The 14,000-nt window shown below is 72.4% G+C and carries 13 protein-coding genes; 6 read left to right on the top strand and 7 right to left on the bottom strand.

Annotation, left to right across the window (positions count from 1 at the left end; genetic code table 11):
• The first annotated feature begins 187 nt into the window (after positions 1 to 187).
• Both SD460_RS34635 and SD460_RS34630 read left to right on the top strand, forming a co-directional pair.
• The gene (locus SD460_RS34635) at positions 188 to 1,165 is read left to right on the top strand and encodes an NAD(P)/FAD-dependent oxidoreductase (protein WP_290056461.1); all 978 of its coding nucleotides are present in this window, start codon (positions 188 to 190) and stop codon (positions 1,163 to 1,165) included.
• A gap of 17 nt (positions 1,166 to 1,182) precedes the next feature.
• Positions 1,183 to 1,518 carry a ferredoxin family protein gene (locus tag SD460_RS34630; RefSeq protein WP_160702064.1) on the top strand — a complete coding sequence of 112 codons (336 nt, stop codon included), beginning with the start codon at positions 1,183 to 1,185 and terminating at the stop codon, positions 1,516 to 1,518.
• Between the two features lie 53 nt (positions 1,519 to 1,571).
• Here the strand turns inward: SD460_RS34630 and SD460_RS34625 are convergent, their stop codons facing one another.
• The 4 genes from SD460_RS34625 to SD460_RS34610 form a co-directional block, all read right to left on the bottom strand.
• On the bottom strand, positions 1,572 to 2,339 hold the full coding sequence (locus tag SD460_RS34625) for an enoyl-CoA hydratase/isomerase family protein (RefSeq protein WP_290056460.1): 768 nt from the start codon (positions 2,337 to 2,339) through the stop codon (positions 1,572 to 1,574).
• A gap of 11 nt (positions 2,340 to 2,350) precedes the next feature.
• Positions 2,351 to 4,465, bottom strand: a complete 2,115-nt coding sequence (locus SD460_RS34620) for a CaiB/BaiF CoA-transferase family protein (protein WP_290056459.1) — start codon at positions 4,463 to 4,465, stop codon at positions 2,351 to 2,353.
• Between the two features lie 72 nt (positions 4,466 to 4,537).
• Positions 4,538 to 6,070: a class I adenylate-forming enzyme family protein gene (locus SD460_RS34615; protein WP_290056458.1), complete on the bottom strand. Its 1,533-nt coding sequence runs from the start codon at positions 6,068 to 6,070 to the stop codon at positions 4,538 to 4,540.
• Positions 6,071 to 6,218: 148 nt separating this feature from the next.
• Complete coding sequence (locus SD460_RS34610; RefSeq protein WP_318307303.1) at positions 6,219 to 7,052, bottom strand: IclR family transcriptional regulator; 834 nt, start codon at positions 7,050 to 7,052, stop codon at positions 6,219 to 6,221.
• A 213-nt stretch (positions 7,053 to 7,265) separates the two neighbouring features.
• Between SD460_RS34610 and SD460_RS34605 the strand changes: the two genes are divergently transcribed.
• From SD460_RS34605 to SD460_RS34595, 3 genes are all read left to right on the top strand, one after another.
• Positions 7,266 to 8,075, top strand: coding sequence for an alpha/beta fold hydrolase (locus SD460_RS34605; RefSeq protein WP_290056456.1), 810 nt, complete (start codon positions 7,266 to 7,268; stop codon positions 8,073 to 8,075).
• A 72-nt stretch (positions 8,076 to 8,147) separates the two neighbouring features.
• On the top strand, positions 8,148 to 9,461 hold the full coding sequence (locus tag SD460_RS34600; RefSeq protein ID WP_290056455.1) for an MFS transporter: 1,314 nt from the start codon (positions 8,148 to 8,150) through the stop codon (positions 9,459 to 9,461).
• Positions 9,458 to 10,462, top strand: a complete 1,005-nt coding sequence (locus SD460_RS34595; protein ID WP_318307302.1) for an LLM class flavin-dependent oxidoreductase — start codon at positions 9,458 to 9,460, stop codon at positions 10,460 to 10,462. Before SD460_RS34600 ends, SD460_RS34595 begins: the two co-directional genes overlap by 4 nt.
• On the opposite strand, the gene dmpG is transcribed toward SD460_RS34595, so the two are convergent.
• Genes dmpG through SD460_RS34580 form a run of 3 tightly spaced genes read right to left on the bottom strand, consistent with a single transcriptional unit; the run spans position 10,431 to position 13,149 of the window.
• Positions 10,431 to 11,432, bottom strand: coding sequence for a 4-hydroxy-2-oxovalerate aldolase (gene dmpG, locus SD460_RS34590; RefSeq protein ID WP_290056453.1), 1,002 nt, complete (start codon positions 11,430 to 11,432; stop codon positions 10,431 to 10,433). The genes SD460_RS34595 and dmpG overlap by 32 nt on opposite strands.
• Positions 11,429 to 12,361, bottom strand: coding sequence for an acetaldehyde dehydrogenase (acetylating) (locus SD460_RS34585; RefSeq protein WP_290056452.1), 933 nt, complete (start codon positions 12,359 to 12,361; stop codon positions 11,429 to 11,431). Before SD460_RS34585 ends, dmpG begins: the two co-directional genes overlap by 4 nt.
• Entirely contained in the window at positions 12,358 to 13,149 is a 792-nt protein-coding gene (locus SD460_RS34580) for a 2-keto-4-pentenoate hydratase (RefSeq protein WP_318307301.1), read from the bottom strand. Before SD460_RS34580 ends, SD460_RS34585 begins: the two co-directional genes overlap by 4 nt.
• A 101-nt stretch (positions 13,150 to 13,250) precedes the next feature.
• On the opposite strand from SD460_RS34580, the gene SD460_RS34575 reads away from it, so the two are divergent.
• Positions 13,251 to 13,979 carry an IclR family transcriptional regulator gene (locus tag SD460_RS34575; protein ID WP_290056450.1) on the top strand — a complete coding sequence of 243 codons (729 nt, stop codon included), beginning with the start codon at positions 13,251 to 13,253 and terminating at the stop codon, positions 13,977 to 13,979.
• Positions 13,980 to 14,000: the final 21 nt, after the last annotated feature.

The raw sequence follows: 14,000 nt of genomic DNA, 5'->3' as shown, positions 1-14,000 counted from the left end.
TTCGTTGTGCCGAAGCTGACGGTGAGTCCACCACCGCCGGCCCGGTCGGCCAACGCCTCCGGTCCGCTCACCGAACCCGATCCGAAAACCGGGCCGTGGTCCGCTCACCGGTCCGCGATCCGGGTCCGCGCCGCGCGACCCGCTTACTGTCCGACGCTGTCCACTTTCGACATCCCACGGAGGACTCATGGCCCTCGACACCGACATCCTGCTGGTCGGCGCCGGACCGACCGGCCTCTACGGCGCCTACTGCGCGGGCTTCCGCGGCCTGCGCACCGTCGTGGTCGACGGGCTGCCCCAGCCGGGCGGGCAGATCGCCGCGCTCTACCCGGAAAAGGAAATCCTCGACGTCGCCGGGTTGCCGCGCGTGCGGGGCCGCGACTTCGTGGCCGCGCTGCTGGACCAGGCTCATGGCCACAGCCCTGAGTACTTGCTGGGCCGCCAAGCCGTCGCGCTGGGCCGCGCCGAGGACGGCCGGCCCGAGGTCACCCTGTCCGACGGCGTGGTCGTGCGCGCCGGCGCGGTGATCCTCACGGCCGGGATCGGCACGTTCACCCCGCGCAAGTTGCCCGCCGGGGAGGACTACCTCGGCCGGGGCCTGAGCTACTTCGTCACCGACCTCGACGCGCACATCGGCCACAACGTGCTCGTCGTGGGTGGCGGCGACAGCGCGGTCGATTGGGCCCTGGCCTTGGAGCCGATCGCGAAGTCCGTCACCCTCGTCCACCGGCGGTCGGCGTTCCGCGCGCACGCGGCGAGCGTCACGGCCGTCACCGCCGGGGGAACGCGGATCGTCACCGACGCCGAAGTGGAAGCGCTTACCGGAGAAGAGACGCTGCGGCTGGCTCACGTCCGCGTGCGGGGCGAAGACCAGCCGCAGGTGTTCGAAGTGGACAGTGTAATCGCCGCGCTGGGCTTCGTGAGCAACCTCGGCCCCCTGGCGTCCTGGGGGATGGAGCTGCGCGGCCGGTCGATCCTGGTCGACTCGCGGATGCGCACCAGCCTCGACCGCGTCTACGCCGCCGGGGACGTGACCGAGTACGAGGGCAAGGTGCGCCTGATGTCCGTCGGCTTCGGCGAAGTCGCCACGGCGGTGAACAACGCCGCGGTCGCCCTCGACCCCGAACTGTCCCTCTTCCCCGGTCACTCGACCGAGAACTCCTGACCCCGGAAGGAAAACCCATGGCCTACGTCATCGGCGCCAACTGCATCGACGTCACCGACCGCGCCTGCCTGGACGTCTGCCCTGTCGACTGCATCTACGTCGGCGAGCGCAAGAGCTACATCAACACCAACGAGTGCATCGAATGCGGCGCGTGCGAGCCGGAGTGCCCGGTGGACGCCATCTTCGTCGACCGCAAAGCGCGTGGCGACGAGAGCAAGACGGTGTTCGTGACGGACTCGATCGCCTTCTTCGAGCAGCCCCTGCCCGGCCGCGACGCGCCCCTCGGCGACCCCGGCGGCGCCGGCACGATCGGCGACCTCGGCGTGGACACCCCGATGGTCGCCCAGTACTGACCCGGTCGTGAGTGTTTAGGACGGTTCTAACCGTCCTAAACACTCCCGACCTCTCAGTGGCCGATGAACCGGGGCGGGCGCTTGTCCAGGAAGGCTTGCAGGCCCTCGGCGGCGTCCGCGGTGCGGATCAGCTCCGCGACGCCTTTCCCTTCGCGTAGCAAGGCTTCCTCGATCGGCAGGCCGTGACCTTCGTCGACGACCCGTTTGAGGATGCCGATGGCCGCGGTCGGCTTGGCCGCGAGCAGCTGGGCCTCCTCGGCGACCGCGGCGTCGAACAGCCCGGGCTCGACCACCCGATCCACCAAGCCGAACTCCAGGGCCTGCTGGGCGGACAGGCGCGTGCCCTCGATCATCAGCCGCTTGGCCCGGTGCGGTCCGACGAGCCGGGGGAGCCGCTGGCTGCCGCCCGCCCCGGGGAACAGGCCGAGGGTGATCTCCGGGTAGCCGAAGCTCGCCGTGGCCGAGAGGATCCGCAGGTCGCAGGCCAAGGCCAGCTCGGCGCCACCGCCGAGGGCGTGGCCGTTCATGGCGGCGATCACCGGTTTCGGGGCCCGTTCCAGGATCCGCTGCACCTCGATCCAGCCGCGCATCTTCGCCTGGTTGACGTCGGACAGGTCCCGCATGACGGCGATGTCGGCGCCGGCGATGAAGAACTTGCCGGTGCCGGTGATGACCAGGCACCGCACGTCCGGGTCTTCGGCCAGCGGCGGCAGCACCTCGCGGAACTCCGCGATCATGGCCGGATCGACGGCGTTGGCCGGCGGCCGGTCGATCCGGATCGTCGCTACCCCGGCGTCCCGGGTGGTGGTCAGGACCGGCATGCGGGTTCCTTTCATTCGGTGATCCCGGCGGCGCGCAGGGCGGCCAGGCGGTCGTCGTCGAAGCCCAGGAGCTCGCGCAGGACCGGGTCGGTGTGCTGGCCGAGCAGGGGAGCGGGCGAGGTGAGCGCGCCCGGGGTCGCCGCGAGGCGCGCGACGATGCCCTCGTGCAGCACCGCGCCCGCGATCGGGTGGTCGAGGCGCTCGTAGAAGCCGCGTTCGGCCAAGTGCTCGTCCTGGACGAGGTCGCGACCGGTCGCCACGACGGCCGCGGGGACCCCGGCGGCCTGCAGCCGGGCGGTGAGGTCCTCGGCGTCCTGCGGCCGGGTCCAGGCAGCGAGGGTGTCGATCTCGTCCGAAGCCAAGGCCCGCAGCGCGGCCCACTGCGTTTCGTCTTGCGGGGCGATGGCCACCCACCGGTCGTCCCCGGCCGCCGGGTAGACGCCGTGCGGCGCGGAACGCGCGGTGCCGAGGACCGCCGGGCCCATCGTGGCCGCCATCGCCTCCAGCTGCGAGAGGTCGACGTGCCCGCCTTCGCCGCGGATCAGCAGGTCCAGGGCGCCGAGCACCGCCGCGTTGGCGGCCACCATGTCCCCCAGCCCGAAAGCCAGCCCTTGTGGCTTTTCGCCCGGTTCGGCCGTCTCGGCGGACAGCCCGGACATCGCGGCGAGCGTGTCGGCGAAGGTGACGGCCTTCCGCCACGGCCCGGTGTGCCCGACGCCGGACATCGACACCAGGATCGCTTTCGGGTTGATCGCGCGCAGCGACTCGTAGTCCAAGCCCCACTTCGCCAGCACGCCCGGGCTGAAGTTCTCCACGACGACGTCGCAGTGGGCGGCCAGTTCCCGCAGGACCGCCTGCCCTTCGGGCGTGCGCAGGTTGAGCGCGACGCTTCGCTTGCCACGGTTGAAGTTCAGGAAGTAGCCGGAGTCGTCGGGCCCGGCGTCCGGCCGCAGCCGCATGGACGTCGAAAACCGCGTCGGGTCGTGTCGGTGCTTCGACTCGACCTTGACGACGTCGGCGCCGTGCTCGGCGAGGATCTTGGTCGCGTAGGGCCCGGCCAGCACCCAGGTCAGGTCCAGCACCCGGACGCCGTCGAGCGCGCGGCTCCGCGCGGGTCGCCGTTGCACCGGCGCGCTGGTCCACCCGCCTTCGGTGAGCGGGGACAGCGTCACCGGCCGGGGCAGGCCGGGGGCGTTCCAGGGGAAGCCGGCGTCCTCGATGCCGTCGACGGAGACGAAGAACTGCCGGTCGCGCAGCTGCGGGTTGCGGGTCAGCTCCGCCGGCGGAGTCACCTCGGCCCACGGCAGAGAACGGGCGCGGCCCTCCTCGGCGACCTCGGCCGCGGTGCGCTTGGCGACGAACCGGGCGACGACGTCGTCGACGTGCGGACGCTCGGCCCACCGCACCACCTGATCGGCGAACCGCTCGTCCAGGAGGTCACCGGCCTCTCCTTCCTCAGCCAGCCAGTCCCGAAGGCCGGTCCACATGCGCTCGCTGCCGGAGTAGCCGCCCGCGACGTACCCGTCGGCGGCCGCGAAGATCCGATGGGCGACGTGCTCGTAGACGCCGCCGTTGCGGACCGGGAACCGGCCGGCGTGGATCCACGAGATCGCGCCCGTTTCCAGCGTCGCGGCGACCGCTTCCTGGGCCGAGACGTCGATCAGCTGCCCGGTCCCGGCGAGCACGCCCAGCAGGGCGGCGATCGCGCCGTGCGCGCCGGCCAGCTGGCAGGCCTGCTCGCGCGGCGGCGGTTCGGGCGGGCCGCCGGGCTTGCCGCCGAGCCAGGTCATCCCCCCGGCGGAGGCGAGCACGAGGTCGCCGCCGAGCCAGTCGCGGCGCGGGCCGGTGAGGCCGAACGGCGTCACGACGACGTGGACGGCGTCCGGCCACCGCGAGGTCCCGTCGGCGTGCAGGCCACGCAGCTTCGCCACCGGCCCGCTTTCCAGGATGACGTCGGCTTCCCGGGCCAGCGCGTCGAGATCCGCCGCCAGCTTCTTCCCGGCGTGCCAGTGGATGCGCTCGGGCCCGGTCAGGTCGTCGTCGACGCGCACGACGTCGGCGCCGAGCCCGACCAGCAGCCGGGCGCCCTGCCGGGCCAGTTCGTCGGTGAGGTCGAGTACACGCAACGGGTCCTCCTGCGGCAACGGGGATGTCGGCCGACCGTAGGCAGCGGAGGTACCCGCCCGGTCGCCCGCGGTTCACTGGGTGGACCGGGCTTCGGCGTCCCACGTGTGCTCGTCCACAGTGGACGGCAGCAGCGCCTTGACGACCTTGCCGCTCCCGTTGCGCGGCAGCTCCCGCGCGATCCGCACGTACCGCGGCTGGGCGTGCCGCGGCAGCCGCGTGCGGCACCAGTCCCGCACGGCGGGCCCGTCGAGCGCGCGATCGGTGGCGAGCACGACGAGGAGCTCCTGCTCGGTGAGGTCCGACTCGACCCCGATCGCGGCGGCGTCGACCACGCCGGGCAGCGCCCGCAGCACCTGCTCGACGTCCCAGGTCGCGATGTTCTCCCCGCGCCGCCGGACGACGTCACCGCGCCGCCCGGCGAAGGTGAGGAAGCCGTCGGCGTCGAGACGGCCGCGGTCGCCGGTGCGGAACCAGCCGTCCTGGAGCACGGCGGCGGTGGTGGCGGGGTCGCCCGCGTAGCCGCGGAACCGCATGTCCGGCCGCTGGGCCCGGACGGCGATCTGGCCGGTCTCGCCGGGCGGAAGGGGCCGGCCGGTGTCGTCGAGGATCGAGACTTCGTACTCGGGGACGACCCGGCCCGCCGTGCCCGGCCGCCAGTCGTGCGGGGTGTTCGCGGCGACGTCCCCGAGTTCGGTGCTGGCGTAGGCCTCGAGCGCTTTCACGCCGAAGCGGTCGAGGAACCGCGCGGCCAGCTCGGCGGGGGCCGGGGCGCCGTAGGCCAGGCGGACGGCGTGATCGCGGTCGGTGCCCGGCTGACGGTCCAGGATGGCCAGCATCGCGCCCATGAAGTTGAACGCCGTGACCCTTTCGGCGCGGCAGATCTCCCAGAACCGGGACGCGGAGAACCGGCGGTGGGCGACCAGCCGTGCCCCGGTCAGCAACGCGGGCAGGAGCGCGGTGTGCCGGACGTTGACGTGGTGCCACGGGAACACGTTGAGCAGGACGTCCCCGGGGCCGTAGCCCATGGTCGCCGCCACCCGGCGGGCGTGCCGCACGGCGGCGAAGTGCGGGAGTTCGGCGGCTTTCGCGCGGCCGGTGGTGCCCGAAGTGGACAGCACGACGAGCACGTCACCCGGCGCGGGACGGTGCTCCCGGGCTCCGGTCACCGGCAGCTCGTCGAGGAACGGGTGCCCCGGCGGTCCGGGATCGTCCTCGCGGACGAGGACGACCCGCTCGGCCAGGGTCAGCAGGGCGGGGTTGGCGGCGAGCGCCGAAGTGCCGGCGATCAGCAGCGATGCCCTGGTCGAGTGCCGGATCGCCGCGGCCGCCGGGAGCGTGACGTCGAGGGCCAGCGGCACCTCCACCGCGCCTCGCCGGGCGAGGCCGAAGAGCAGCTCCACGGCGGCGCGCCCCGGCCGCACGCAGGTCAGCACGCGCTCCCCGGGGACGACGCCGAGCCGCGAAGCGACAGCACGCGAGCCTGCGTCGACGTCGCCGATCCGCAGGCGCGTGCCGTCGTCGAAGCGGACCAGCTCGCGGTCCGGATCCTGCCGGGCTCGGCTGGTCAGCAGCTCGACCGGGGTGTCCGGCGAAAGTTCGCTCACCCGGGTGATCGTCGGACCGGCCCGGACCCGGCCCAAGCCGCTGGTCCGCTGAGCAGACCGGTCCGGCTCAGCGGGTGGTCGGCTGGTCGTGAGTGTTTAGGACGGTTAGAACCCTCCTAAACACTCACGACCAGCCGCGGCAGACCCGTCAGCCCGCGGCCCGTTTCGGTGGGGCCTGGAGGGCGGTGAACGGCTCGTTGCGTACCTCGGACGCCGTGAGCAGGGCGCGGTCGAGCGCTCGCGCGATGGCGGCCGCGGCCGTGCGCAGTTCCGGCAGCAGGCGCTTCGGCGCCAGGCGGGCGACGGGCGCGGTCGTCGACACCGCCGCGTGGACCGTGCCGTCCGCGCCGGTGACCGGCACCGCGAGGCTGCCGACCCCGGGCATCGTTTCCTCGATCTCCAGGGCGAACCCCTTCGCCCGCACCACGGTCAGCTGCTTGCGCAGATCGTCCACGGAGGACACCGTCCGGGACGTCAGGTGCGTCAGCCCGGCTTCGTCGAGCCGGGCGAGGTGCTCGTCGACGTCGGGGGAGGTGGCCAGCAGCACCTTGCCCGTCGCCGTGGCCGGGGCGGGCAGCCGGCCGCCGATGCGGGAGTGCGAGTGGATGTTGGCCTCGCCGGCGACCTTCTCGAGGAAGAGCACGTGGACGCCGTCGAGCACGGCCAGGTGGATCGTCGCGCGGGTCGCCGCGAACAGGTCCGCCAGCGCGGGCCGGGCGACCGCGCGCAGCACCGCCGACGCCGGCACCCGCTGGCCGAGTTCGAACACCCGCAGGCCCAGCTGGTAGCAGTCGCCGCGGCGTTCCAGCAGTCCCCACTCGACCAGTTCCTGAGCCAGCCGGTAGGCCGACGCCTTCGGGACCCCGGACCGGCGGCTCAGATCGGTGAGCCCCAGCTGGTAGGCGCCGGATTCGAAGGCGCCGAGCAGCAGCTGTGCCTTGCCGAGCACCGAATTGGGCCGGCTGTCTTCGTCGGTCTCCACGGCACCTCCTCGCGCTCGGAACGAACCGTGATTATCACCATGCGGAAAGATCCAAGTCCAGCTGACGTCACCGTCCGTTACAGCCGGGTTTCCGGCGGCCACCGCCGTGAAAAGGTTCGATGACCCGGTTCGGTAGGCGGACCGCGGGCAGGGGCTCACCGCCCGTGAAGGCGAACACTCCCGGGCAACTCGTTTCCGACCTCAGGGAGCCGCATGACGACGGTGGAGTACGGCTACGCCACGGTGCCCGGCGGGCAGGTGCACTACGCGGAGCAGGGGAGCGGCCCGGCCGTGCTCCTGCTCCACCAGACCCCGCGATCACTCGACGAGTTCCGCGAGCTCCAGCCGTTGCTGGCCGGGGAGCACCGGGTGATCGCCCTCGACATGCCGGGGTTCGGCAACAGCACGGCGTTGCCCGCGCCCCAGCGCATCGAGGACTACGCCCGTGGCGTCCTCGCGGCACTGGACGCCCTCGGCGTGGACCGCACGGCGGTGGTCGGCCACCACACCGGCGGCGTGGTGGCGGTCGAGCTGGCCGCGGCGGCACCGGACCGGATCACGGCCGTGGTCCTGTCGTCGACGCCGTGGGCCGACGCGGACTACCGGGCGTCGCATGTGGACGGTCCCGGCGTCGACGACGCCGCCCGCGAACCCGGCGGCGGCCACCTGCTGACGTGGTGGGAGCAGCGGCGCCCCTACTACCCGGAGGCGGCGACCGGCCTGCTCGACCGGTTCGTCCGGGACGCACTGGCGCCCGGCGTCGATCCGCGCGAAGGCCACCTGGCGTGCGCGCGGTACGAGATGGAACGGCGGATCGGACTGGTGCGTGCCCCCGTTCTGCTCCTCGGCGCGGGCGACGATCCGTTCGCGTTGCCGGCCCTGGAGCCGCTGGAAAAGCACCTGACCGCGGCTGCCCTCGTGGACTCGGCCGTGATCGACGGCGGCACCGTCGCGCTCATGGAGGACAAGGCCAACGACGTCGCGGCGGTCGTGCTGCCCTTCTTCTGCCGGTCCGCTGACTGAACCCGCGCATTGCCGATGTCGGCCCCCCGAACAAAAGTACGGCAACTCAACCCGGCTCTTCCGGAGGCAGCTATGTCCACTGGTACACCACAACGGCAACAGACCAGGGCCGCGTTGGCCGGGTGGTTCGGCACCACCGTCGAATTCTACGACTTCTTCGTCTACGGCCTGGCGGCGTCGCTGCTGTTCCCCAAGATCTTCTTCCCCGCCGCCGATCCGGTCGTGGGCACCCTCATCTCGCTCTCCAGCTTCGGGGTCGGCTACGTCGCGCGCCCGTTCGGCGCCCTGCTGTTCGGGCACCTCGGCGACCGGATGGGCCGCAAGTCCATTTTGGTCACCACGCTGCTGATGATGGGCATCGCGACCACCGCGATCGGGTTGCTCCCGTCGTACGGCACGCTGGGCATCACCGCGCCGATCCTGCTGGTCGCGCTCCGGATCGTGCAGGGCGTGTCGCTCGGTGGTGAGTCCAGCGGCGCCGCTCTGCTCACCGTCGAACACGCCGAAAAGCACCGGCGCGGGTTCTTCGGCGGGATCCTCAACACCGGCACGGCGGTCGGGACCATCCTGGCCAACGCGATGTTCCTGCTGGTGGCGCGGCTGCCCGAGGACGACCTGGTGGCCTGGGGCTGGCGGATCCCGTTCCTGGTGAGCGTGCTGCTCGTGGTCGCCGGGCTGGTGATCCGGCTCGGCCTGCGGGAGAGCCCGGAGTTCGCGGACGTCAAGGGCGACGGCGCGGTGCACAAGCTCCCGCTGGTGGACGTCCTGCGCAAGTGCGGCGGCACGGTCTTCCTGGTGACGCTGGCGACGCTCGGCGCGGGCGTCACGATCACCGTGAGCTCGGTGTACGTCCTGACGTACGGCAAAACCGAGCTGGGGCTGAGCACGTCGGCGATGCTCGACGTGCTCCTGCCCGGGCTGTTCGTGGTCGTGATCGGCGCACCGCTGTACGGCAAGCTGGCCGACCGGATCGGGCCGAAGACGGTCTTCGTCGCCACCGCCGCGGCGATGGTCGTGCTCCCGTTCGCCTGGTTCCCCTTGCTGAACACCAAAAACCCCTGGTTGATGTTCCTCGGCTTCGCGCTGCTGTTCGCGGCGTACGCCGGCAACTACGCGGTGTTCCCGGTCTTCTTCTCGCAGGCGTTCCCGGTTTCGCTGCGGTTCAGCGGCATGGCGATCGGCTTCACCCTCGGCACGATCTTCGGCAACGCCTTCGCTCCCGCCATCAGCGCGTCCCTCCTCGAGTCGACCGGCACCTGGGTATCCGTCGCCGCGTACATGGCGGCGGCGTGGGCGGTGACCGTGGTCGGCGGGGTGCTGCTGCGGGAAGCGCGGTCCGAGCAGCCGGACATCCTGCGCGAGGTGTCCGGGGCGCCGGCGGCATGAGGCTGGGGGTCCGGGTTCCGCCGTGCGTTCCGCTGCCCGAGCTGGTGGCTTTCGTCCAGGAGGTCGAGCGGCTGGGCTTCGACGACGTGTGGTTCCCGGACTCGCAGCTGCTGTGGCGGGACGTCTTCGCCACCGCGGCCGCGGCCGCCGCCGGGACGTCGCGGATCAGGCTGGGCACGGCGGTGACGAACGTCGTGACCCGGCACCCGTCGGTGCTGGCCGGGGCGGCGCGGACCGTGGCCGAGCTCGCGCCCGGCCGGTTCGTGCTCGGGGTCGGCGTGGGCAACAGCTCGGTCGTCCCGGCCGGGCTCGCCCCGTCGACCCGGGCGGAACTCCGGTCCGGGCTCCAGGTGATCCGGTCCCTGCTGGCGGGAAACGAAGTCGACTTCGGCGGCGTGCGGTCGCGGCTGCGCGACCCGGTCGCCGTGCCGCTGTACCTGGCGGCGAGCGGGCCGCGGAACCTGCGGCTGGCCGGCGAGATCGCGGACGGCGCGATCCTGCTTTCGGGCGTCGCTCCCGAGCCCCTCGAAGCCGCGATGCGGCAGGTGGCGGCCGGCGGCTCCGTGCCGGTCACCGTGTCGGCGTTCTGCCGCGTCACGGACTCCGTGCGGCGGGACGCGCGGGAACTGAAGCCGGTGTGCCTGAGCATCGCGGCCAACGGCGGCGCGGCGTTCCTCGAGGCGGCGGGCGTCCGGGTCCGGGTGCCCGAGCGCCTGCCGGAGCTGCGCCCGGACCTGCTGCACGCGGAGTCGTGGGATGCCGCGGTCCGGGCATGTGAGTCCTTTGTGGACGACGACGCCGCCGAGCTGTTCGCCCGGCGGTTCTGCTTGTACGGCACGGCGGACGAGATCGCCGCGCGGCTGATCGAACTGGACCAGGCCGGCGTGTCGGCGGTGCTGCTGCAGCACGTCGGTTCCTACGACCTGCCGCGGCAGCTGGCCGCCGACTCGCCGGCCTGGTCTTGCGGTCCTAGCCGGCGAGGTCGAGGGCGATGTCGGTGATCATGTCCTCCTGGCCGCCGACCATGCCGCGCCGGCCGACCTCCACGAGGATCGCCCGGGTGTCCAAGCCGTACCGCACTGCGGCCGCCTCCGCGTGGCGCAGGAAGCTCGAGTAGACGCCCGCGTAACCGAGGCTCAGCGTCTCGCGGTCGACCCGGACCTCGCGGTCCTGCAGTGGGCGCACCAGGTCGTCCGCCGCGTCCATGAGCGGGAACAGCTCGCAGCCGTGGTCCCAGCCCATCAGGTCCGCCACCGCGATGAACGCCTCCAGGGGGCAGTTGCCCGCCCCGGCGCCCTGCCCGGCGAGGGAAGCGTCGACCCGGACCACGCCGTTCTCGACCGCCACCACGCTGTTGGCGACGCCGAGCGCGAGGTTGTGGTGGGCGTGGATGCCGATCTGCGTTTCCGCGTCGAGGACGTCCCGGTACGCGCGGACCCGGTCCCGGACGCCGTCCATGGTGAGGCGGCCGCCGGAGTCGGTCACGTAGACGCACGCGGCGCCGTAGGACTCCATCAGCTTGGCCTGCTTCGCGAGCTCGGCCGGCTCGGCCATGTGCGACATCATCAGGAACCCGGCGACGTCCATGCCCAGCTCGCGGGCGGCGCCGATGTGCTGGGCGGAGATGTCGGCCTCGGTGCAGTGCGTCGCGACCCGGACCGAACGGACGCCGAGCCGGTGGGCCTCGCGCAGGTCGTGCAGCGTGCCGATCCCGGGCAGCAACAACGTGGTCGGGATGGCGGTGCGGGTGACGTCGCAGACCGCTTCGATCCATTCCCAGTCGGTGTGCGCGCCGACGCCGTAGTTGATGCTGGAGCCGGAAAGCCCGTCGCCGTGGGCGATTTCGATCGCCGCGACGCCGGCCGCGTCGAGGGCGCCGGCGATCGCGCGCGCCTGCTCGACGGTGTAGCGGTGGCGGATGGCGTGCATGCCGTCCCGCAGGGTCACGTCCTGGATGTACAGGTCGGTCATCGGACTGCCTCCTGAGTGGCCATGCGTTCGGCGGTCCGCAGCGCGGCCGAGGTCATGATGTCGAGGTTCCCTGCGTAGGCGGGCAGGTAGTGGGCGGCGCCTTCGACTTCGAGGAAGACCGACACCTTCACCGCGTCGCCGGACGGGACCAGCCGGTTCAGGGGGTCGTCGGCCGTGACGGTCTCGAACTGGACCTTCTGCTTGAGCCGGTAGCCGGGGACGTAGGCCTGCACCCGCCCGACCATCTCCTCGATCGACGCGGTGATGGCCTCGGTGCCCAGAGCGTCCACATCGGACACCAGGCAGTGCACGGTGTCGCGCATGATGAGCGGCGGTTCGGCCGGGTTGAGGACGATGATCGCCTTGCCCCGGGTGGCGCCGCCGACCTTCTCGATCGCGGCCGCGGTGGTTTCGGTGAACTCGTCGATGTTGGCTCGCGTGCCCGGCCCCGCCGAACGGGACGAGATCGAGGCGATGATCTCGCCGTAGTGCACCGGCGTCACCGCGCCGACCGCGGCCACGATCGGGATGGTGGCCTGGCCGCCGCAGGTGACCATGTTGACGTTGGGGGCGCCGAGGTGCTCGTCGAGGTTGACCGGCGGGACGACGTAGGGCCCGAGCGCGGCCGGCGTGAGGTCGATGACGGTGCGGCCGAGGCCGCGCAGGACCTCGTCGTGGTGCCGGTGCGCGCCGGCGGAGGTGGCGTCGAAGACGTACTGGACGTCGGCGAACTCGTCGAGCTTCACGAGCCCGTCGACGCCCTCGTGCGTGGTGGCGACCTTGAGGCGGCGGGCCCGGGCGAGACCGTCGGAGTCCGGGTCGATGCCGGCCATGGCCGCGATGTCGAGGTGCTCGGACAGGCGCAGGACCTTGATCATGAGGTCGGTGCCGATGTTGCCCGAGCCGATGATGGCGACTTTCGCGCTCACGAGGCGTTCCCTTCGAAGCTGATCGTGACGTCGCCGAGGCCGGAGATCCGGGCGGTGAAGACGTCGCCGGGGGCGGCGGGGACCATCGGGCCCAGCGCGCCGGTGAGGACGACGTCGCCGGCGCGCAGGGGCTCGCCGCGGCGGGCGAGGGTGGTGGCGAGCCAGGCGGCGGCGTTGAGGGGGTCGCCGAGGCAGGCGCGGCCGGTGCCTTCGGAGACGAGTTCGGTGCCGCGGTGCAGCTGCATTTCGACGTCAACGGGCTCGACGCCGTCGAGCGTCTCGCGGGTGTCGCCGAGGACGAACAGGCCGGAGGAGGCGTTGTCGGCGACCGTGTCGACGATGGTGATGTCCCAGCCGGCGATCCGGCTGTCGACGATCTCCAAGGCGGGGGCGAGGAACGCCGTGGCCGCGCGGACGTCGGCGATCGAGCACTCCGGGCCGGGCAGGTCGGCGCCGAGGATCAGCGCGATTTCCGCTTCGACCTTGGGCTGCAACAGGCGGCCGGCGGGGACGGTGCCTCCGTGCTCGAGGGCCATGTCGGAGAACAACGCGCCGAAGTCGGGCTGGTCCACGCCCAGTTGCCGCTGCACGGCCGGTGAGGTCAGGCCGATCTTGCGCCCGATCAGGCGGTGCCCGGCCGCGAGGACGCGCTCGGTGGTGAGGCGCTGCACCTCGTACGCGGCGTCGATGTCGCCGTCGGCGAAGAGGTCGCGGATCGGCGGGCACGGCGTCGCGGTGGCGGCCGCGACTGCCAGCACTTCGGCGGCCTTGGGGACGGCTTCGTTCATCGGGTACCTCCGCAGCGGGGATCGTGACGTGCCAGGTATAGGCCGCGGCCCGGCGGTGTGCCAAAGTTTGTCCCGTGACACGGAACAGCCAAGGTGGCAACATGCTGGACAAAGCGGCAGCTGTCCTGGACGTGTACCGCCCGGACGGTGGTGAGTTCCGTCTTACGGAACTGGCGGTGCGAGCGGGCCTGACCAAGACCACGACGTTCCGCCTCGTCGGCGACCTCGTCCGGCTCGGCCTGCTGGAGCGCGCGGGGGAGCGGTACCGCCTGGGCGGCACGCTGTTCGAGCTGGGGTCGCTGGTGCCCCGCCGTCAGGACCTGCGCGAGACGGCGCTGCCGTTCCTCCAGGACCTGTTCGAGAGCACCCGCCAGACCGTCCACTTCGGCATCCGCGACGACCGCGACGTCGTGTACCTCGACCGCATCCGCGGGCACGACGCGGTCCCGCTCCCGTCCCGCATCGGCGGCCGGCTCCCGCTCACCTGCACGGCGATCGGCAAGGCACTGCTGGCGTTCTCGGAACCGTCGCTGGCGGACGCGATCTTGGCGGATCCGCTGCCGCGGCTGACGCCGTCGTCGATCACCGACCCGGTCCGCCTGCGCACGGCGCTGGAGCAAACGCAGGTGTCCGGCATGGCGTACGAAGAGGAGGAGGCCGCGGCGGGGGTGAGCTGCATCGCGGCCCCGGTGTTCAGCGGCGCGCAGGCGGTCGCGGCGCTGTCGGTGGCGGTCCCGCGCGAACAGTTCCGCCCGGCGCACCTGGCCCCCGCGGTCCGGACGGCCGCCCTGGGGTTGTCCCGCGTGCTGCGCCGGTCCGTCGAGCCCTGACCACCAGCGGTACGGTCTTGC

This window comes from Amycolatopsis solani, from assembly GCF_033441515.1.
Taxonomy (GTDB): Bacteria; Actinomycetota; Actinomycetes; order Mycobacteriales; family Pseudonocardiaceae; genus Amycolatopsis; species Amycolatopsis solani.
Note: the sequence above shows the minus strand (reverse complement) of the source record. Positions and strands in the feature narration are given on the sequence as shown.